Genomic DNA, 20,159 nt, shown 5'->3' with positions numbered 1-20,159 from the left:
CGGTGCCGTGGGACCGCGTCCGGCCGGGCCCCGGCGCCCCGGTACCGCGGCCGTCGCGTCCGTGCCGCGCCCCGCCGCCGACCTGGCGGGCCCCGCCGCTGACCTGACGGGCTCCGTCGCCGCCGTCGCCGCCCCGCCCGGTTGCCTGCGTCGGGAGCCCCGACCTGGTGATTCGTTGATCGGATCAGCTGGTGACATGCCCGGAGAACGAGTGGACGCCAGGGAAGGAAACGCCCGCCGGGTGCCGGGAGCGGATCAGTGGGGTGGGCGCCACGCGGACGTTCTCGGACGATCCGTGGATTCCGGGCGAGCCGTCCCGGCTCCGCGCGCGGGGCGTCAAAAGGCGGCCCGCGCAGGGCCGTTCGTCCGGTTCGGAGCGACGGACGGTCCCGGCCGTGTCCGAGCTGCCCCTGTCAGACCTCTGTTCCAGCGACCTACCGGCCGGTATACAAGCGATGTTGAATCTGCAAGGGCAGCGCTCTCCTGACCGTGATGGCGCTCGGCGTGGCCGGGGCGCCGGCGACGGCTGTGATCGGGCTTGCTGTGTCAGCGACGACGGAGGAGAGTTGATGAACCATCACATGATCCCGAGCGGCACGGCCCCACGACGGCGACCCACGCCCGCGCTCGGAGCCGCCCTCGGCTGCGGCGTCCTGCTCCTCGGTGTCGTCGCGGCGTCCCCCGCCGTCGCCGACGGAGGGCACGCGCACCGGGGCGAGAAGTACGTGGCGCTCGGTGACTCGTACACCTCGGGTCCCCTGATACCCCGTCAGGTCGACACGAACTGCGCCCGGTCCGACCAGAACTACCCCTCGCTGGTCTCGGCCGCGCGGAAGACGGCCGCCTTCACGGACGTCAGCTGCGGCGGTGCGACGACCGAGAACATGTGGAAGGCTCAGGGGACCAACGGCCCCCAGCTGAACGCTCTGGGGCGCTCCACGGACCTGGTGACGGTGCAGATCGGCGGCAACGACGTCGGCTTCAGTTCCATCATCGGCACCTGTGTCGCGCTGAGTTCGAAGGATCTCGCGGGCGACCCCTGCCGGCAGTACTACAACGCGTCGGGTGTCGACCAGCTGACCCTGAGCATCCTGCAGACGGCGCCCAAGCTGGCGCGGGTGCTGCGCGCCGTGCACGACCGTGCCCCGCACGCTCGCGTGCTCGTGGTCGGTTACCCGGACCTGCTGCCCGACGACGGCAGCGGCTGCTATCCGTCCGTCCCGTTCGCCGCGAAGGACTTCGCGTACCTGCGCGACGTGAGCAAGCGGCTCAACCTGGTGATGCGCGCGGTGGCGCTGTTCAACCGCGCCGGCTACGTCGACACGTACAAGCCCACGATCGGGCACGACATGTGCAAGGCGCCCGCCGACCGCTGGATCGAACCGCTGAAGCCCGCCTCGCCCGCCGCCCCCGCTCACCCCAACGCCAAGGGTGAGGCGGCGATGGCCCGGGCGGTTCTCGCACAGCTGTCCAGGGGTGGCGGACACCGCCACTGAGTCCCGGCCCCCCGTGGGCGTTACCCGCGCCCGTGGAATGCCCCCCGTACCGCGTCCGGTGCGGGGGGCATCGCCGTGTCGTCCCCCCTGCCGAACGACCCCGGCGAGGCGGGGGCGCTAGAGTCCCGAGTGCTGGAGGCCACGTCGGCCGGACCTGACGCCCGTCGGCCCGGCGGTCCGTTCCGTGAACGCGGCGGCCGCCGACGACGACGTCGGACCGTGCCCTGCGGCCGCACACCGGATCCCGTCCGTTGTCCGCGCAGTACCAGGACACCTGCTCAGCGACCTGTCGCCGGCGATGACTCTGTGGGAGTTCCCTTCATGACCACGGCCAAGGACCTCTTGATCATCGCCATCGAAGTGGACCCCGGCGGCCCCGTGGGACAGGGCGATCTGTCCCTCGCTCTCGCCGGCGCCGAACTGATCGATCTCCTCGGCACGCGGGCCGTCACCCTGGCGGGCGACGGCGTCGTGCCGGCCGGGGACGCCGTGCCGGAGGACCGCCTCCTGGCCGAGGCCGCGGCGTCGCTCGTACGGCAAGGGCCGTACGAGTCGGTCGACGACTGGCTGTGGCGCAGGGGCCGCGACCTGTTCTCGGCCTACACGGCCGTCCTGGAGGAGGAGGGCCAGCTGACCCGGCAACGCCGTCGCCGGATGTCCTTCGCGGCGGCCCGGATGACGGTGGCCGATTCGCCCGCCCGCCGACGCGCCCTGCACCGCTGGGCGGCGGACGAGCCCGTGGTCCTCGCCCTCGCGGCGGCCGTCGGGATCCAGTGCGACCAGAGCGCGGACGAACCGGTCGTCACCGACGACGCGGTGACGACCGTACTGGCCGCCGTCCACGGCGCCGTCATGGAGCTGGAGGCGGTCCGCCAGCGCCGGTCCTTCGAGAACGCGGCGTTCGCCAACGTGTGGCGAGGAGCCTGAGGCCCCCGGGCGCTCCGAACGGGCAGGCCTCCACCGCCGTACGTTCACGCGGACGTGTCGGTCCCGTCCCCGGGCGTGTCCGCGCTCCGGCCGGGGGCGTCGTCGCGTGCCGTACGGCGTGGCCGGATGGCCCCGGTGAACCGCTGGAACGTCCGTGTCAGCTGGTGCGGCAGCCCGCCCCCGTCCGCGTCGCCGGACGCCTCTTGGGCACGGGACGCCGCCCCCCGGAACTCCTTGATCTCGGCCAGTGCCGCATGCGCGAGTTCGGTCGCCTCGCGGTACTGGTCACGCGACTTGGTCATCGCCTCCAGCGCTTCGGCGTAGGCGGCCACCAGGGCGCGGGCGCGGTCCAGCTCCTCCTCCATCGTCAGGAGCTTCCACTGCTCCCGCAGCGCGGTCACGGCCTGCTCCGCCTCTTCGGACAGCGGCCGGGGCAGGGCGGCGTACCGTACGACCTTCTCCAGGAGCTCCGTCGGCTCCGACCCGTCGAGGAACACACTGCGCACGGTGAAGTCCTGCTCCGTGTAGCCGGTCCGGGCCGGTTTGCCGGGCAGGATCACCGCACCGCCGCGCGGCACCCGGACGCCCAGGTCGTAGAGGGCCCAGTTGACGGCCTGGTACTGGTCGGGAGCGGCCCGGTGCTCCACGACGCGGTGGCGCAGAGCCGGCGGCAGCAGGCGCACCAGGGGGACGCGGCCGCGCTGGTCGGTCGTCATCGCCTCGTGGACCACGACGTTGATGCTCCAGCTGTGCTGCGCCGACTCCCGGAGCAGACGGCGCAGCTCCTTGTCCTCCTGCGGAAGCGGGTTGAGGTCCTGAAGAGCGAGGTCACCGACCACGTCGCGGTCCCAGCGGACCTCGCCGCCGCCCGGCCAGAACATCGTCGCGGGGGAGGGCCAGGAGAGGTCCCAGGGCCGGTCCGCCTCGGCGGCCAGCGTCCAGCGCCGCTCCTCGTCCACGTGGGCGCGTCCGTCGGTCGTGAGGCGCGCACGTACGGTGACCGTGTCGTCGACGACCCAGCGTGCTTCGAAGACGTGCGCGTCGGGTTCCGTCGAGTTCCCGGTCTCCAGGAAGTCCCGGATCGTCCCGTCGGCCTTCAGTCTCCGCAGGTTCTCCCGGAGGGGCTCCTGCGGCGCGGGCCCGGCCTGGCGTCCTCGGGCCAGCCAGACGGTGTCCGGAGCGGTGGGGCGGGCGGTGGTGGACTTGGGCATGAGTCACTTTGCAGGTGGGAGGCGGCGTGCGCTCCCAGTATGGTCGCTGCGGGTCGCCGGCGGCGAGGCGAGGGCGGTGTGGATCACCGACCTCCGCTCCCGTCCCCCTATGGCCGGTTTTTCGCTTTGCGTGCGTCCGTGGGTATTCGAGGGCGATATGGATGCTTGTGGTCCACGAAGCCTGCATTCACGGACGTCGTGTTCGCGAGCCTCGTGTTCGCGGGCGTGAGAAATCGCAGAAAATTTGATCTTTCCCCTTTTCCGGGCGTGGTCAAACCATGAATTTCCGCGCGGGTTCACGGCTCGTAATGGGCGTCCTGGGTCGGGTCACGGTGAAGGGCGACGAATGGCGCGTCGCATTCGCAATCCGCGGCGGTGGGGGAGAGGGGTCCGGTCGTGCTGGGGGTGGATCCGCGCGGCGTGGCGGGGCGTGGTCGTGGCGCCGGGGCCGGCCGGAGGGTCTGTTGGTGCGACTGACCTGGTAACTCCTCGTAAGGTGACCCGGCCGGACCGCGTCGGTGAACCCGCCGCGCCCGGTGCCGCGAGCCGGTGAGGAGGAACTCCGAGCAGGAAAATCACACCTGTTAATTCGACCACGCCAAAGAAGATGGCTGATGCATGGAGTTATCGTCCGCGACTTGACGATTATTTGGTGCAGGACCGGCGAATCCGCGACTCGGTGGCATACGCGGCTGTTCGGGGATCTTGGTGCCCGTCGAATGGAGGCCATTGACAGGGTCTCGTTAGCTGATCAATTATCGCCGTGCATCCCGGTGGCCGGTTTCGGCCCCGCGGTCGGACGGTGTGGCGGCGTTCGCGCGGCGCCATGAACGAGAAGGCTGGTACGGAACATGCCGGACGGCGGTGATACGGGCAAGGGTCCGTTACACCCTGGCAACGTTGTCCCACCCCTGGCGGCCCCCGGGCCGCGGGCCGCCGCAGGCGGCACACCCCCGTATCCCCCCTCCGCACGGCAGGGCGGCGACCGCCGCACCGGCCGCTTCCCCGGGAGGCGTCCGCACCCGGAGCATCCCCCCGGCGGCACTCCTCCTGAACGGCACGCAGGGCGCGACGCCGACGTCCCCCTGCCGCGCGTGCCGACCGAACAGCATCCGTGACTCTCGAAACCAGTACCCCTGCAGACGGGAAGAGCCAGCTTTGTCGGTGCAACAGACCCCCCACGTTCCCTCCCCCCGCCGACTCGCGAACGCCGTGCCCCAAGGCGGCTCCGCGGCGGAACGGGCGGACACCTCCGACCTCGCCCCGGCGTCCTTCGCCCAGCAACGACTGTGGTTCCTCTCCCAGTTGCCGGGCGCGAACGAGGCGTACAACGAGCCGATCGCCTTCACACTGCGCGGCCCTGTGGACCGCGCCCTCCTGGGCCGCGCCCTCGACGCGCTGGTCGCCCGCCACCAAGTGCTGCGCACCCGCCTCTCGGCCGTCGACGGAGAGGTCTTCCAGCGGATCGACCCGCCCGGCACGGGCTTCGCCCTCGCCACCGACGACCTCTCCGGTCTGCCCGACGCCACGGCCCGGCTCGACGAGCTGCGGCTGGAGGAGGTCTCCGCCCCCTTCGACCTCGCCCGCGGACCGCTCGGCCGCGGCCGTCTCGTCACCCTCGCTCCCGAACACCATGTCCTGCTGCTGACGATGCACCACACCATCTTCGACGGGCAGTCGATGAACGTGATGATGCGCGAACTCGGCACGCTCTACACGGCGTTGCTCAACAGCGAGCCCGACCCGCTGCCCGCCCTCCCGCTCCAGTACGCGGATCACGCCCGCGCCCAGCGCGCCCGCGTCCTCGGCGGTGAACTCGCCGTACAGGCGGACCACTGGCGGGAAGCCCTGCGCGGCGCGCCTCCGCTGACCGGGCCGCCCACCGACCGTCCGCGCCCGGCCGAACAGGATCTGCGCGGCGGACGCGTCGAGTTCACCCTCGACGCGGACCTGACCACCGCCCTGCGGGCACTGGCCCGACGCCACGGCGGCACCCTCTTCGTGGCCGTCCTGACCGGGTGGACCCTCCTGATGGCGCGACTGAGCGGCCGTGACGACGTCGTCGTCGGCACACCGACGGCCAATCGTCCGCGCGGGGACGCCGCCGGACTCATCGGATTCTTCGTCAACTCCCTCCCCCTGCGCGTCGATCTCTCCGACACCCCCGACGCCGCCGAGGCCCTGGGGCGGGTCAGGGGCGTCCTCCGTGCCGCGCTCGACCACCAGGACCTGCCGCTCGAACGCATCGTGGAGCTGGTCAACCCGCCCCGCAGCGTCGCCCACACGCCCCTGTTCCAGACCATGTGCGCCTGGGTGCCCGAGCGCGGGGGCCTGTTGAGCCTGCCGGGCATCGACGCCGAACCGCTCGACATCTCCTACGCACCGGCGAAGTTCGACCTCGCCCTGTCGCTGACCGAGTCGGACGGACGCACGGTCGGGCACCTCGACTACGCGCGGGCCCTGTTCGACCACGACACCGCGGAACGCTTCGTACGCCAACTGCGCCACCTCCTCACCGACATGACGGAACGCCCGGACGCGCCGGTCGACACGCTGGAACTGATGGACGCGGAGGAGCGGCGGCAGCTGCTCGCCGACTGGGACGCCACCGAAGGACGGGATCCCGCGCCCGCGACGGCCGGCCTCCTCGCCCGCTTCGACGAGCAGGTCCGGCTCCGCCCCGCAGGGACCGCGCTGGTGTGCGAGGACGAACGGCTCGACTACGCCACCCTGGACCGGCGGGCCGACCGCCTCGCCCGGGCCCTCGCCGTGCGCGGGGTGCGCCCCGGACAGGTCGTCGGCCTGCACACGGGACGCTCCACGGGCTATGTGGTCGGAGCTCTCGGCATCCTGAAGGCGGGCGCCGCCTATCTGCCGCTCGACCCCGCGCAGCCCCCGCTGCGGCTGGCCGCGATGGTGCGGGACGCGGAGCCCGCGCTGGTCCTCAGCGACCGCACGGCGGCGGACCGGCCCGCCGACTGGTGCGCGCTCGCCGAGGTCGAGGCCGGTGCCGACGACCTGGCGGCACCCCGACCGCCCGCCGACCCCACGCGGTTGGCGTACGTCATCTACACCTCCGGCTCGACCGGCAGCCCCAAGGGTGTCGCCGTGACCCACGGCAGTGTCATCAACCTGTTCGACAACTGGCTGGCGCGCATGGGCGCCGCACCCGGTGAGGCCGCCTCCGCGTGGTCGAGCATCGGCTTCGACGCCTCCGTGCACGAACTTCTGATGCCGCTCACCACCGGCGGCGAACTGCACCTCGTCCCGGACGAGCTGCGCGGCGACCCCGAGGCACTGATGCACTGGATGCGCGAACACCGCGTCGTGCAGGCGTTCCTGCCCCCGTCCTACATCAAGTGGATCGACGAGGACCCCGGAAAGCGGCTGCACGGACTCTCGTTGCGGCAGGTGCTGACCGGGGTGGAGTCCCTGCCCGAGGCGGCGCTGCACCGGCTGCGGCAGCATCTGCCGGGCCTGCGGATCTGTTTCGGGTACGGCCCGACCGAGGCCACGCTCTACAGCACGGCCCACTACGACCCACAGCCGCTCGACCGGCCGTGCCCCATCGGCCGGCCCCTCCAAGGCACCCGTCTGTACCTGCTCGACCACCGGATGCAGCCCGTGCCGGTGGGCGTCGCGGGGGAGGTGTACCTCGGCGGCGCGAGCCTCGCGGCCGGATATCTCCACCGGCCCGACCTGACCGACGAGCGGTTCCTGCCCGACCCCTTCGTCCCCGGGGCGCGTGTCTACCGGACCGGCGACCTCGCCCGACGGCTGGCCGACGGCACGGCCGTGTACCTGGGACGCGCGGACGACCAGGTCAAGCTGCGCGGCTTCCGGATCGAGCCGGCCGAGGTCGAGGCCGCGCTGCTCGCCGTACCGGGGGTGCGCGAGGCGGCGGTGCTGCTGGACCGCGACTCGGGGGCCGAGCCCCGTCTGGTGGCGGGCGTCGGCCGGGGCGACGCGCCCGTGCGCGCCCCGCACGAGTGGCGCGCGGCCCTGGCGGACAGACTGCCCGACTACATGATCCCGGCCGTCGTCGTCGACCTGCCGTCCCTCCCGCTCAGCCGGAACGGCAAGCTCGACCGGGAGTCGCTGCTGCGCCGGGCGGGCGAGACCACCCTCGGCCAGGTCAACACGTCGAGTCCGCGCGACCACATAGAACTGACGCTGTATCAGATATGGCGGGAGATCCTGCTGTACCCCGACATCGGCATCAGCGACAGCTTCTTCGACATCGGTGGCACCAGCCTGTCCGCCATCAAGATGGCCCACCGCGTACGCGACCGGCTCGGAGCCACGATCCCGGTCCGGGACCTGATGCTCCACCCGACGATCGAAGCCCTCGGCGGACTCGTCCGGCAGGGCAGGTCGGGGCCGCCGCCCAGCAACCTCATCGAGTTCCGGCCCGGCGGCGGCCAGGGGAACGTGATCTGTGTCCACCCCGCCGGCGGCACCGCGTTCTGCTACCTCTCCCTGGCCACGGCCCTGCCGGACCCGGTCGGCCTCTACGGCATCCAGTCCCCGGGGGTGAACCCGGGGGAGGAGTTCCTGCCCAGCGTCGAGGCCATGGCCGAGGCCTACCTCCGGCTCGTCGCACCACTCGGCGACGGCCCCCTCGTCCTCACCGGCCTCTCGTACGGCGGTCTCGTCGCCCACGAGATGGGCCGCCGCCTCGCACGGGCCGGGCACCGCGGGGTGAGCGTGGTGCTCCTCGACACCCAGGCCACCGACGATCCCGCGGCACGAGCGGCGGTCGAGCCCGTGGACCTGGCCGAGTTCAAGGACAAGCTCGTGAAGTTCAACGGCATGTACCCGGGCATCGACGACGAGCAGATCGACCAGTACTTCCGCATCTACAACCACAACCGGATGACCGCGCGCGACCACGTCCCGGCCTCCTCGGCGGCCCGGCTGGTCCTGGTCCAGGCCGTCGGAGGCACACCGGATCCGTCGTTCGTCTCGGACGTCCGCGCGTTCTGGCAGCGGCGGGCCGAGGGCGACTTCCGCGTCGAGCCGCTGGACTGCGACCACTGGGAAGTCCTCGAACACACCGAGGTCCCGCACGTGGCCCGGCAGATCGAGGCGGAACTCGCCGTGCTCGGCGCGGCGTTCGCGGCGCCGGGGGAGGAGGCGTGATGAACGACCAGGACCTCACCGGCATGCCCGACGCCACACCGCCGCTCACCCTGGCCGACGCCGTACTCGCCCAGGCCCACCGCCGCCCCGCCGCGCCCGCGGTGATCGACGGCGACCACGTCCTCGACTACGCGGAACTCGACCGCCGCAGCCTGGCCGTGGCCCGGGGGCTGCGGGCGCACGGCGTCCGCGCGGGACAGGCCGTCGCGGTACGTCTGCCCCGGTCCTGGCAACTGGTGTGCGTGATGCTCGGCATCCGCCGGGCCGGCGCCACGGTGGTGCCGCTCGACGCGCAGAGCCCGGCCGGGCGCCGCCGCCACATTCTCGACGACTCCGGAGCCTGCGTCCTCGTACTGGACGCAGACGCAGACGCAGACGCAGACGTCGACGTCGACGTGGTCGCGGACGACGTCGAGGTCCCCCCGTCGGCGCTGGCTCTCCACGCCGGGGACCTCCTCGACACGGACGCCGTGACAGGGCCGGAGCCGGAGCCGGAGCCCGACCCGGTCGGCGAGGCGACACCCGTTCTCGACGACCCCGTGGGGTTCCTCTTCTACACCTCGGGCACCACCGGCCGCCCCAAGGGCGTGGAGGTACGGGACCGGGGCGTGCTGCGCCTGGCGCTCCCCGGCCCGATCCGCCTGGCGGAGGACGCGCGGTGCGCGAGTCTGTCCAACCCGGCCTTCGACGCGCTCAGTTTCGAGGTCTGGGTCCCGCTGCTGAGCGGCGCGACCTGCGTGATCCTCGACGACGCCCGGGTCCGGAACCCCCACCTGCTGGCGGAGGGTCTGCGCCAGGACCGTATCGACGCCGTGTTCGTCACGACCGCGCTGTTCAACGCCGTCGTCGACAAGGTCCCCACCTGCTTCGACACCGTGAGCCAGGTCCTCGTCGGCGGGGAACAGCTCAACGCCGTCCGCGTCCGCCAGTGGTACCGCGACAATCCGCACGCCCCGACCCGACTCGTCAACGTCTACGGCCCCACCGAGTGCACCACCTTCGCGCTGTCCCACCCGATCCCCCGCGACTTCGACGGCGACGTCGTCCCCGTCGGACGACCACTGCCCGCCACCGGCGCCCTGCTGATCGCCGACGGCTCCCGCCCGGCCGAGGCCGGCGAGGTCGGTGAACTCCTCCTGTCGGGCGAGGGCCTGGCGATCGGCTACCGCCACCTGCCGGAGGAGACCGCGCGCCGCTTCGTCCGACTGCCCTGGCACGACGGAGGCCGGGACCGCTGGTACCGCACCGGTGACCTCGCCCGCCGCGACGCCGCCGACGTCATCACCTACGTCGGCAGGACCGACCGGCAGGTCAAGGTGCGCGGCTTCCGCATCGAGCCCGGGGAGCTGGAACGGCAGCTCACCACCCACCCGGCCGTCCGCCAGGCGCACGTCTTCACCCTCCGCGACGTCGACGGTGCCCACGAGTTGCTCGCCTACCTGGTCCTCGGCTCCGAGCTGGAGTTCGAGGAGTACGACCGGCACCTGACCGCCGTCCTGCCGCCGTACATGCGCCCGCACCGTACCCACCTCGTCGACGCCCTGCCGCGCAACCCCAACGGCAAGATCGACGAAGCCGCCCTGCTGGACTCCCCGGCCGAGCCCTGGCGGCGCGCCCGCACCACCGGCACCGAGGCGACCGAGGACCAGCGGCAACTGCTGGAGCTGGCCGGAGACATTCTCGGCATCCCCGGACTGCGGCCCGACGACCGGTGGATACCCAACGGCGGTGACTCGCTGAAGGCGCTGCGGCTGTGCTTCGAGATCCGCAGCCGCTGGCACGTCGATCTGCCCCAGTCCCTCGTCCTCCAGGCCGACTTCGCCGCGCTGAGCGACGCGATCGCCGCCGGCGAGCAGTCGGTCCCGCTGCCGCCGCCGGTCGCGGCACCGAGCGGGCTGCGCACCGCACCGGCCACCTCGGAGCAGCAGCGGCTGTGGCTGCTGCACCGGCGCGACCCGCGCGGCCGGGCCTACGACGTTCCGCTCGCCTTCCACCTGGAAGGAGCCGTCGACGAGGCGGCCCTGCGCGCGGCTCTGCGTCAACTCGTCGCCCGTCACCCTGCGTTGCACACCTCCTTCCGCGCCACGCACGACGGCCTGGTCCAGGAGATCGGGGACCCCTACGACCCCTGGCAGCCGACCGACGCGTCCGATGCGACTGCCGGGTCCGACGCGTCCGCCGGGTCTGACGAGACCGCCGGGTCCGACGCGTCCGCCTGGCCCACTGTGCCCGCGGGACCCGACGCGTCCGCGGGACCCAGTGCGACAGCCGTGCCGTCCGGTCCAGTCGTGCCGTCCGGACCCGTCGTGCCGTCCGGACCCGACTGGCGGGACACCGCCCGTCACTTCTTCGCCTCGCCGTTCGACCTCGGCACGCCGCGCATGCTCCGGGCGGGACTCGTCCGCGACGCCGAGGGCTCCGTGCTGCTGCTGCACCTGCACCACATCGCCGTCGACGGCTGGTCCCTCAACACCCTCTTCCGCGACCTGTCGGCCGCCTGCGCCGAGCCGGCGGACGGCGCCCGGGCCGCGCTGACCGCGGACGAACCCGGCGTGACCCCGGTCGATTTCGCCCTGTGGCAACAGGAGTGGCACCGCAGTCCCGCCTACCGTCACCAACGCGACGCACTCCACGAGCACTACGCCGGGACGGAGGCCCCCACTCCCGTCCCACCGGCCGGAACCGGTGGCGCCCGCGCGCGACTGCTGCGCACCTCGCTCGACCTCGTCCGTCGCTCCCACCTCGACCGGCTGTGCGCAGAACTCGGGCTCACCCGCTTCCAACTCCTGCTGGCGGCCTACTCCTGGAGCCTGTACGGAGTGACCGGCGCCACCCGTCCGCTCGTCGCCGCGCCCGTCGCGGGCCGGCCGGGGGCCGAATTCGGCCCCACGGTCGGCATGTTCGCCAACACCGTGCTGCTTCCCATGGAACTCGACCCCCGCCTGCGCCTGCGTGAGCAGCTCAGAGGGCAGGCCGCCGGGGTCCAGGAGGTCCTGCGGCGGCAGGACGTGGCGCTCTCCGACGTCCTGACCGACCACCGCTTCGGCGGTGACGGGCCGCCGTTCGACTTCATGTTCGTGCTGGAGAACACCGACTTCGACGCTCTGTCCCTGCCGGGCTGCCGTGTGCGCCCCCTGTGGTGGGAGGCCGCCGAGGCGAAGTGCGCGCTCACCCTCTCCGTCGTGGAGCGCGAGGACGGCTTCGACTGCCTGTGGGAGTACGCCGAGGAGCGGATCGACGCCGAACGCGTCGCCGCCGCCGCGCGGTTGTTCCGGCGGGCGGTGGACCTGCTCACCGAGGACCGGGCCGAGACCCTGACCGACCTTGTCGCCCCCTACCGGCGCGCACTGCCCGAGCAGGGGCGCGGAACGGAGACGGCACCCGCGTTCAGCACGGTCGCCGAAGGCTTCGCGCGACAGGTCCGCCGCACCCCCGACGCGCCCGCGCTCACCTCCGGGGACCGCACCCTCACCTACGCCGAACTCGACGCCCGTGCCGCGACATTGGCCGCCGAACTGCTTCATGGTCATCCGCTCCCCACCGATCCGGCAGCACCGGCCCGGGTCGCCCTTTACCTGCCTCCCTCGGCCGAGCACGTGGTCGCGCTCCTGGCCGCCGCACGACTCAACCTCACCGTCGTCCCCCTCGACCCCGCGTATCCCCCCGCCCTGCTGCGTGACGTCCTGCGACAGATCGACCCCGTGTGCGTCCTGGTGCCGCCCGGCGGCGACGGGGACATCGCCACGATCGCGCCGGCGGACCTCGACCGGCACACCGTCGATCTGGCGGCCCTCGACCTGCGCGCCGCCCCGGCTGTGTCCGAGTCCGCCTCGCACCGAGGTTTCCGGCCGCTGTACACGCTGTTCACCTCGGGCTCCACCGGCACCCCCAAGGGCGTCGACGTCCCCGACCTGACGCTGTGCAACCTGCTGCACTGGCAGAGCGACACCGGCGGTCTGCCGGACGCGGCGGTCACCCAGCAGTTCTCGATGCTGTCCTTCGACGTGTCCTTCCAGGAGATCTTCACCACGCTCTGCTCGGGCGGCCGGCTGCACCTGGTGCGCCCCGAATGGCGACAGGACCTGCCGGCGCTGCTCGACCAGTTGGAGAACGCAGGAGTGGAGCGGCTGTTCCTGCCCTGCGTGGCCCTCCAGCTCCTCGCCGAACACGCCGTCCACCGCGGCCGGTTCCCCTCCCGGCTGCGGGAGGTGATCGCCGCGGGGGAGCAGCTCATGTGCACCGACGCCGTACGGGCCTGGTTCACCGGCATGCCCGGCGCCCGGCTGTTCAACCACTACGGGCCCACCGAGACGCATGTCGTCAGCGCCCTTTGCCTCGACGGCGATCCGGCGCGATGGCCGACGCGTCCGGCCATCGGACGGCCCGTGGACAACGCCGTCCTGCGGGTGGTGGACGACAGCGGCGAACCGGTCCCGCCGGGCGCCACCGGACACCTGCTGATCGGCGGCCCCATGGTGGCGCCCTGCTATCTGGGCGACAACGATCTCAACCGCACCCGCTTCGTCGACCTGCCCGGTACCGGCACGGTCTACCGCAGCGGCGACCACGCGCACTTCGACCGCGACGGACTGCTCCACTACGACGGGCGGGCCGACGAGCAGATCAAACTCAGCGGTCACCGGCTGGAGTTGGGTCAGGTAGAAGCGGCCCTGCTGCGGCACCCGGCGATCCTCGGCGCCCTGGTCGTCCGGGACGGCGAGGGCCTCGTGTCCCTCCTGCAGTGCCGCGGGGACGAAGACCCCGACCCCGCGGAACTCACCCGTCATCTGGCCGGACTGCTGCCCCCTCATGTGCGGATCCGCGACTTCCGCCGGGTGGACGCGCTCCCGCGCACCCCGAGCGGCAAACTCGACCGGCGGACGGCCCCCACGACGGGCAGGGAACTGCGGGCCGTTTCCGGTGCCACCGAGCAGGTCACGGAGCGAGAGGCCCGCCTCTGCGCGCTGTTCCTGCGGGTGACCGGCAAACCCGTCGCCCCCGACCAGCGCTTCTTCGACGCCGGGGCGAGCAGCCTGGACCTGATGCGCTTCCACCTGCGCTGTGGTGCAGACCTGGGCCTCGTGTTCACCGTCGCCGACCTCTTCGAACACGTCACCGTCCGGAGTCTGAGCCGCCACCTGGACGCGGCCGACGACACGGCACCCGGGACCGGCCCCGACACCGGTGCCCACTCGGACGTCAACTCCGGCCCCGATACCGGCCCGGTCACCAGGACGGCCGTCGGCGAGGCCCCCGGACGGGAGACGGCCGAACCCGTCGCCGTCATCGGCATGGCGGTCCGCGTTCCCGGTGCCCCGGACCTGGCCGCCTTCTGGCGCATGGTGGAGACGGGCGGCCGCGGCATCACGTACTTCCCCGCGACCGAGGGCCGCGTGGGCGCGCGCAGCCAGCTGGACGGCCTGCTCGCCTTCGACCCGGACCGCTTCGGCATCAGCCGTCAGGAGGCCCGGCTGATGGACCCCCAGCAGCGGCACCTGCTGATGAGCTGCGTCGAGGCACTCGCGCACGCCGGCATCGCCGACCCCGGCGCCCGGCGCACCGGGCTGATCGCCGGCTGCGGGGAGAACACCTACTTCCAGTCGATGCTCCGCGAGGCCGATCCCGCCGCCCTGCCCGACAGCTTCCGCATGGCCCTCCACCACGACAAGGACTTCCTCGCCACCAAAGCCGCCTACCACCTCGGTCTGACCGGACCCGCCTTCACCGTGCAGGCCGCCTGCGCCAGCTCGCTGGTGGGCGTCCATGTCGCGGCCGGACTGCTCCGCCAGGGCGACGCCGACGTCATGCTCGCCGGAGGGGTGCTGATCGATCCGCAGCTGACCGACGGCTACACCTACCGCCCGCAGCACATCTTCTCCCCGGACGGTCACTGCCGGCCCTTCAGCGACGACGCCGCCGGCACGGTCGGTGCCAGCGGCGTCGGCGTCGTGGTGCTCAAGACCCTGCGGCAGGCCCGGCTCGACGGCGACACCGTGTACGCCGTGATCACCGGCTCGGCCGTGAACAACGACGGCTCCGAGAAACTCGGCTACAGCGCCCCCTCGGTGGCGGGGCAGCGCGAGGTCATCCGGACCGCCCTGCACCGCAGCGGCCGCTCCGGCTCCGACGTCGGATACGTCGAGGCGCACGGCACCGGCACCCGCCTCGGTGACCCCGTCGAGGTCAGCGCGCTGCGCCAGGCCTTCGGCCTGACCGACTCCGCGCACTGCGCGCTGTCGTCCGTGAAGAGCCAGATCGGTCACCTGGGGGCCGCCGCGGGCGTCGTGGGCCTGGTCCGCGCCGCCCTCTCGGTCCACCACGGCCTGATTCCGCCGAACATCGACTTCCGACGCCTCAACCCGGAGATCGGCGCCGACCCGACACCGTTCCACGTCCCCGCCACCGTACGGCCCTGGCCGGACGGGCGGCCGCGCGTGGCCGGGGTGAGCAGCTTCGGCATCGGTGGCACCAACGCCCACCTGATCCTGGAACACCCCGACACCACGGCTCCGCTCCGCGCGCCCGCGACGATCCCGTGCCTCGTGCTGTCGAGCGGCAGCGAGACCGCGCTGCGCGCGGACGCCGGTCGCGTCGCCGACCACCTGACCGCCAGGCCGGAGAGCTACGCGCAGGTGCTGCGCCACCTCCAGGCGGGCCGCCCGGCACTGCCGTACCGCGCGGCGACTGTCCCCGACGGCCCCGAGACCGCGATCGGTTGGCTGCGCGGGCTCGCCGCCGGCGACGTACGACCGACCGCTGGTGCCGACACACGGTCGGGCCTCCGCCCGGAGGAGCAGCCGGGGTCCGGCTCCGGCGAGCAGGCGAGCCCCCGCCCCGAAGGGACGCCCGACGACGGCTCCTGCCCGCCCCTCACCCCTGACACCGACGGCGTCCGGGCCTGGCAGACGGCGCGTGCCTGGACGGCCGGCGACGACCTCGTCTGGCCCGTGGGCCCCGCACCGGCGCCCTGGGACTTCCCGCCCCCGTCGTTCGACCTGACCGACCACGACTTCCCGCGCGCCACCCCCGAACCCCCCGCCGCCCCCACCATGGCGCCGCCCCCGTCCTCCGTCCTGGCACCCGCCAGGGCGCCCGAGGACGAGTGGCTCCACCAGACCGTCTGGTCGCGGGCCCGGCGGGCCGTCCCGGTCGACGGCCCGCCGTCACGCCGGGTCGTGGTCGTCGTCAGCGACGGGTCCACCGCGCCGGACGGCTGGCGCGGCCTCGAAGCGAGGCACACCCGCGTCGTGCACGTCACCGCCGCGGCCGCCTACGCCCGTGTCACGGACGACCGTTACGAGGTCGACCCGGCCGATCCGCAGGCCCTCACCCACCTTCTCAAGGTGGTCACGCGGGACGCGGACGACGGCGTGGAGTGGCTGCACGCGCTGCCCCTCGCCGTCCGGGGAACCGTGGACGAAGCCTCCCTGGAGCATGCCCGGCACGCCTGCCTAGACGCCCCCGCCGCGCTGTGCCAGGCGCTGGCCGCCCTGCCGCGACAGCTGCGACCGCGCGTGTGGTGGCTGTCCCACCGGGCCCAACCGGTCACCGGCCCGGTCCACCGCCCCGAACTGGCGCTTCTGGCAGGGGCGGTGGAGGTCCCGCGCCAGGAGATCGGCCTCGACACCCGCTGGCTCGACCTGCCCGGCGCGGACCCCGCCGACTGGGCACAGCTGCTGCCCCTCGTCCTCGCCGACGGACCGGCGGCGCCCGGCCAGGAACCGCGTCTGGCGCTGCGCGAGGGCTACTGGTGGCGACCGGTGCGGCAGCCCGTGCCCCGGCCGCTCCCGCACACCGGGGCCGGCCTCACGGAAGGCTCGGGCACCCACCTGGTCCTCGGCGGCACCGGGGGCATCGGTGCGAGCGTCGCCGCCTGGCTGCTCGAACACACCGAAGGCCGGGTCGTGTTGCTGGCCAGGCACCCGCACCTGCCGCCCGCGCTCACCGCGCACTCCGCGCGCGTCACGCTCGTCGAGGCCGATCTCGCCGAGCGGGACGGTGACGACGTACTGGCCCTGCTCGCCCCGCACCTCGGACGGCTCGACGGTGTCGTGCACTCGGTGGGCACCGCGGCCGGAGCGCTCCTCGCGCGCCGGGACGGCCACGCCCTGCGCCGCGCGACGGAGGCGAAGCTCCGCGCGGCGCTGCTGACCGAGCGGCTGATCGCCGTGCACCGCCCGCGCTACGCGGCCTACTGCTCGTCCCTGTCCGCCCTGTTCGGGGGAGTCGGCCAGTTCGACTACGCCGCCGCCAACGGGGTCCTGGACGCCTTCGCCCACCACGACCCCGACCCGTCGGCGTCGTCCACCGTACGGCTGGGCATCGGCTGGGACGTATGGCGGGAGGCCGGTATGGCCCTGGACCCTCTCGCCACCGACGCACGCCACCAGGCACACCTGGAGGTGGGGCTGACGACCGCCGAGGGACTGCGGGCCTTCGCCGACGCCGTGGACGTGCAGTTGCCGCACCTCCTCGTGTCCACCACCCCGCTCGAAGCGTCCCGGTACTTCTACGAACCCTCGCCACGGACCGGCACGGACCCGGGAGCCGCGCGGGCGACGGCCTCGACGACCGACGAACTGACGGACGCCGTACGCCAGTTGCTGGGCGTCGACACGTTCGACCCGGAAGCCTCCCTCTACGACCTCGGAGCCGACTCGCTCACCCTGCTGGACCTGCTCTCCGAGGTGAAGAGGCTGTACGGCATCGACCTCGACCTCGCCCGGCTCGGCCACCGGGTCAGTCTGAACGAGATCCTGGCCCAACTCGACCCGCCCACCACGCCGGACACCGCCGACGACCCCTTGACCGTGGAGATCTGGCAGCAGGGCCACGGTGCCGACGTGCTCTGCCTGATCCATCCGGTCGGCGGCGACATCCAGGCCTACCGGCCCCTGGTCTCGGCGCTCGACCCCCGCACCACGGTCTGTCTGATCGCCGACCCCGCACTGCGCGACCCCGGCCTTCCCCACTGGTCGGTCGACGAACGGGCCGCCCGCTACCACGAGGCGCTGCGCGCCCGCTTCCCTGACCCGCGCGCTCGATTCCGGCTCGCCGGCTGGTCGTTCGGCGCCCTGGTAGCCCTGTCCATGGCCGCCGACGCGGAGGCGGCCGGCCGTCCCGTCGGCGGGCTCTACCTCCTCGACCCACCACCCCCGTACGGCGCGGCACGGACGGACGCCTACGACGACCACGCCCTCCGTACCGTGTTCGAGCACGAACTGCGGGGCAACGGCGGCCAGTCACCGCTCGCCGGAGCCGGACAGGCCTACGCCGAGCGGCTCGCCCACTGCTGCCGGGCGAACCTCGCCGCGATGACCGCCCACACCCCGCCCCGGCTCACCCGCACCCCGAGCACCCTGTGGCTGGCCACCCGGGCCGTCACCGACCTGCCCGGGGCACCGGACGCGCGGACGGCGGCGGGGGAGTGGCACGCATTCCTGCCCGACGGTTCGGCCGTCCACCACCTGCACGCCACGCACTACGAGATCGTCACCGGCCCGCACATCGAAAGCGTCGCCCGCACGATCAACGACGAGATCCCGGCCGAACCCCTCCCCGACGACAGGGACCAGCACTCCAGGCCGTCCACCGCCGCTCCCGCACCGCTTCTGCCGGCGAACCCCTCCTGACCTCCCCGCACCAGGAAGAGATCCCATCGTGCACCCCTACGAGTCCCTCCCGGAGCGCTCCTTCTGGCGCACCGCGGTCGCCGAGCGGGCCGCCCCCGCCATCACCGACCTGTGGGCGCCCGCCTTCCCCCTCGACCCGGACGAACCCGTCCTCACCGCGGGCTCCTGCTTCGCCCGGCACCTCGGTCCCGCGCTGCTGCTGGAGGGCATGAACTGGTACGAGGCCGAGACCGCGCCCCCCGGCCTGACCGCGGCCGAACGCGAAGCCCGCTGGTACGGGCAGTTCTCCTTCCGCACCGGCAACATCTACACGGCCGCCGCCCTGCGCCAGTGGCTCACCTGGGCGTTCGAGGAATCGGCACCCCCCGGCGAGGTGTGGGAGGAGGCGGGCCGCTTCCACGACCCGTACCGTCCGTCCGTCGAACCCGGCGGCCACGCCACACCCGGTGCCGTGCTCGACGCCCGGCACCACACCCTCGCCGCCATCCGCACGGCCGTCTCCTCGGCGGGCTGTCTGATCTTCACCCTCGGCCTGACCGAGGCCTGGACCGACACGGTCACGGACACCGTCCACCCGGTCTGCCCGGGAACCGTGCGCGGCTCCTTCGACCCGGGCCGGCACGTCTTCCACAACTTCACGGCCGCCGAGGTGCATCGGGACCTGACGGCGGCCGTGGCCCTCGCCCGGCGCGCCAACCCCGCCCTGAAGATCCTGCTCACCGTGTCACCGGTACCTCTGACCGCGACCGCCACGGCCGGTCACGCCCTCGTCGCCACGACCTACTCCAAGTCCGTGCTGCGCGCGGCGGCCGGACAGCTCGCCCAGGAGCTCGACCACGTCGACTACTTCCCGTCGTACGAGATCATCACCGGCCACCCCTTCCAGGGGGCCTTCTACGAGCCGAACCTCCGCACGGTGAGCCCCGAGGGCGTCGCCTTCGTCATGCGCCACTTCTTCGACGCGCTCCACGGCCGCCGCGCACCGGCCCGGCCGGACACCCCCAGGGCCGCCGCCCGAACCGACACCGGAGAGGACCACTGGTGTGACGACGCCGTACTCGACTACTACAGCCACGGCCCGGTTCCTCCTGCTCGGTGACTCCCACGCGGGCCCCCTCGGACGTGCCGCCCGGGCCGCCGGCCTGCCCTTCCTGGGCGGGCCGATCGGCGCGGGCCGCGAGTTCAACGCGGACTTCTTCGATCTGCGGGGCGGCGACGTGGTCTTCCGCAAGGAGGAGGCGGAACGCCTGTACAGGGCCTTCCTCGAAGAACTCGGGGTGCCGGGCCTCGACCGGCTCACGATCCCCCTCGTCGCCACCTTCGGACTCAGCGCGCACACGCTCGCGACGACCGAGAACTGGCGCGTCTACCGGGACCGCGCCGGTGGCCTCGCCCCCGGCTTCCTCACGAGCGCGCTCTTCACGGACATCGTCCGGACCATGGTCCGCGGCGCCCTCGGCTTCTACGCGCACGCCCTCGGCCTCGGCCTGCGGGTCCTGGCCGTGATGCCGCCCCAGCGGGTGCCCGGCATGTCCGACCAGGACGTCTTCCTGGCCGCGCAGGAGGTGGTCCGCGGCGAACTCGACCGCCTCGGCGTCGAGATCGTCGACCTGCGCTCCCGGGTCACCGACGGCACGGGCCTCCAGCGCGCCGCGTTCTGCGAGGCCGACGACACCATCCACGGAAACCTCGCCTTCGGCCGTCTGGTCCTGGCCGACCTCCTCGCCCGCGGCCTCTAGCCCCGCGCCCCA

7 protein-coding genes are annotated in these 20,159 nt (G+C 73.0%); 6 read left to right on the top strand and 1 reads right to left on the bottom strand.

What is annotated here, in order from left to right:
* Positions 1 to 569 precede the first annotated feature (569 nt).
* Both ACFV2J_RS24895 and ACFV2J_RS24890 read left to right on the top strand, forming a co-directional pair.
* Positions 570 to 1,496 carry an SGNH/GDSL hydrolase family protein gene (locus tag ACFV2J_RS24895; RefSeq protein WP_385098190.1) on the top strand — a complete coding sequence of 309 codons (927 nt, stop codon included), beginning with the start codon at positions 570 to 572 and terminating at the stop codon, positions 1,494 to 1,496.
* A gap of 321 nt (positions 1,497 to 1,817) precedes the next feature.
* A complete protein-coding gene (locus tag ACFV2J_RS24890) occupies positions 1,818 to 2,423 on the top strand; it encodes a GPP34 family phosphoprotein (protein WP_385440641.1) in 606 nt (201 codons plus the stop codon).
* 44 nt (positions 2,424 to 2,467) lie between these two features.
* Here ACFV2J_RS24890 and ACFV2J_RS24885 read toward each other — a convergent pair whose 3' ends face one another.
* A complete protein-coding gene (locus tag ACFV2J_RS24885) occupies positions 2,468 to 3,634 on the bottom strand; it encodes a hypothetical protein (protein ID WP_385097700.1) in 1,167 nt (388 codons plus the stop codon).
* Between the two features lie 1,164 nt (positions 3,635 to 4,798).
* Here ACFV2J_RS24885 and ACFV2J_RS24880 point away from each other — a divergent pair.
* Genes ACFV2J_RS24880 through ACFV2J_RS24865 form a run of 4 tightly spaced genes read left to right on the top strand, consistent with a single transcriptional unit; the run spans position 4,799 to position 20,147 of the window.
* Entirely contained in the window at positions 4,799 to 8,776 is a 3,978-nt protein-coding gene (locus tag ACFV2J_RS24880; protein WP_385091826.1) for an amino acid adenylation domain-containing protein, read from the top strand.
* Positions 8,776 to 18,408, top strand: a complete 9,633-nt coding sequence (locus ACFV2J_RS24875) for an amino acid adenylation domain-containing protein (protein ID WP_385440636.1) — start codon at positions 8,776 to 8,778, stop codon at positions 18,406 to 18,408. Before ACFV2J_RS24880 ends, ACFV2J_RS24875 begins: the two co-directional genes overlap by 1 nt.
* A 25-nt stretch (positions 18,409 to 18,433) precedes the next feature.
* Entirely contained in the window at positions 18,434 to 19,507 is a 1,074-nt protein-coding gene (locus tag ACFV2J_RS24870; protein ID WP_385096914.1) for a GSCFA domain-containing protein, read from the top strand.
* A complete protein-coding gene (locus ACFV2J_RS24865; protein ID WP_385440633.1) occupies positions 19,452 to 20,147 on the top strand; it encodes a hypothetical protein in 696 nt (231 codons plus the stop codon). The genes ACFV2J_RS24870 and ACFV2J_RS24865 overlap by 56 nt, the downstream gene beginning before the upstream one ends.
* Positions 20,148 to 20,159 lie beyond the last annotated feature (12 nt).

The organism is Streptomyces sp. NPDC059668, from assembly GCF_042734135.1.
Classification (GTDB): Bacteria; Actinomycetota; Actinomycetes; order Streptomycetales; family Streptomycetaceae; genus Streptomyces.
The sequence above is the reverse complement of the archived record's forward strand: the minus strand, read 5'-3'. Positions and strand labels throughout refer to the sequence as shown.

Excerpts from the sequence above, each read along its gene's own strand:
- ACFV2J_RS24890 (WP_385440641.1), top strand. The coding sequence starts at position 1,818 with ATGACCACGGCCAAGGACCTCTTGATCATCGCCATCGAAGTGGACCCC.
- ACFV2J_RS24885 (WP_385097700.1), bottom strand. The coding sequence starts at position 3,634 with ATGCCCAAGTCCACCACCGCCCGCCCCACCGCTCCGGACACCGTCTGG.
- ACFV2J_RS24875 (WP_385440636.1), top strand. The coding sequence starts at position 8,776 with ATGAACGACCAGGACCTCACCGGCATGCCCGACGCCACACCGCCGCTC.
- ACFV2J_RS24895 (WP_385098190.1), top strand. The coding sequence starts at position 570 with ATGAACCATCACATGATCCCGAGCGGCACGGCCCCACGACGGCGACCC.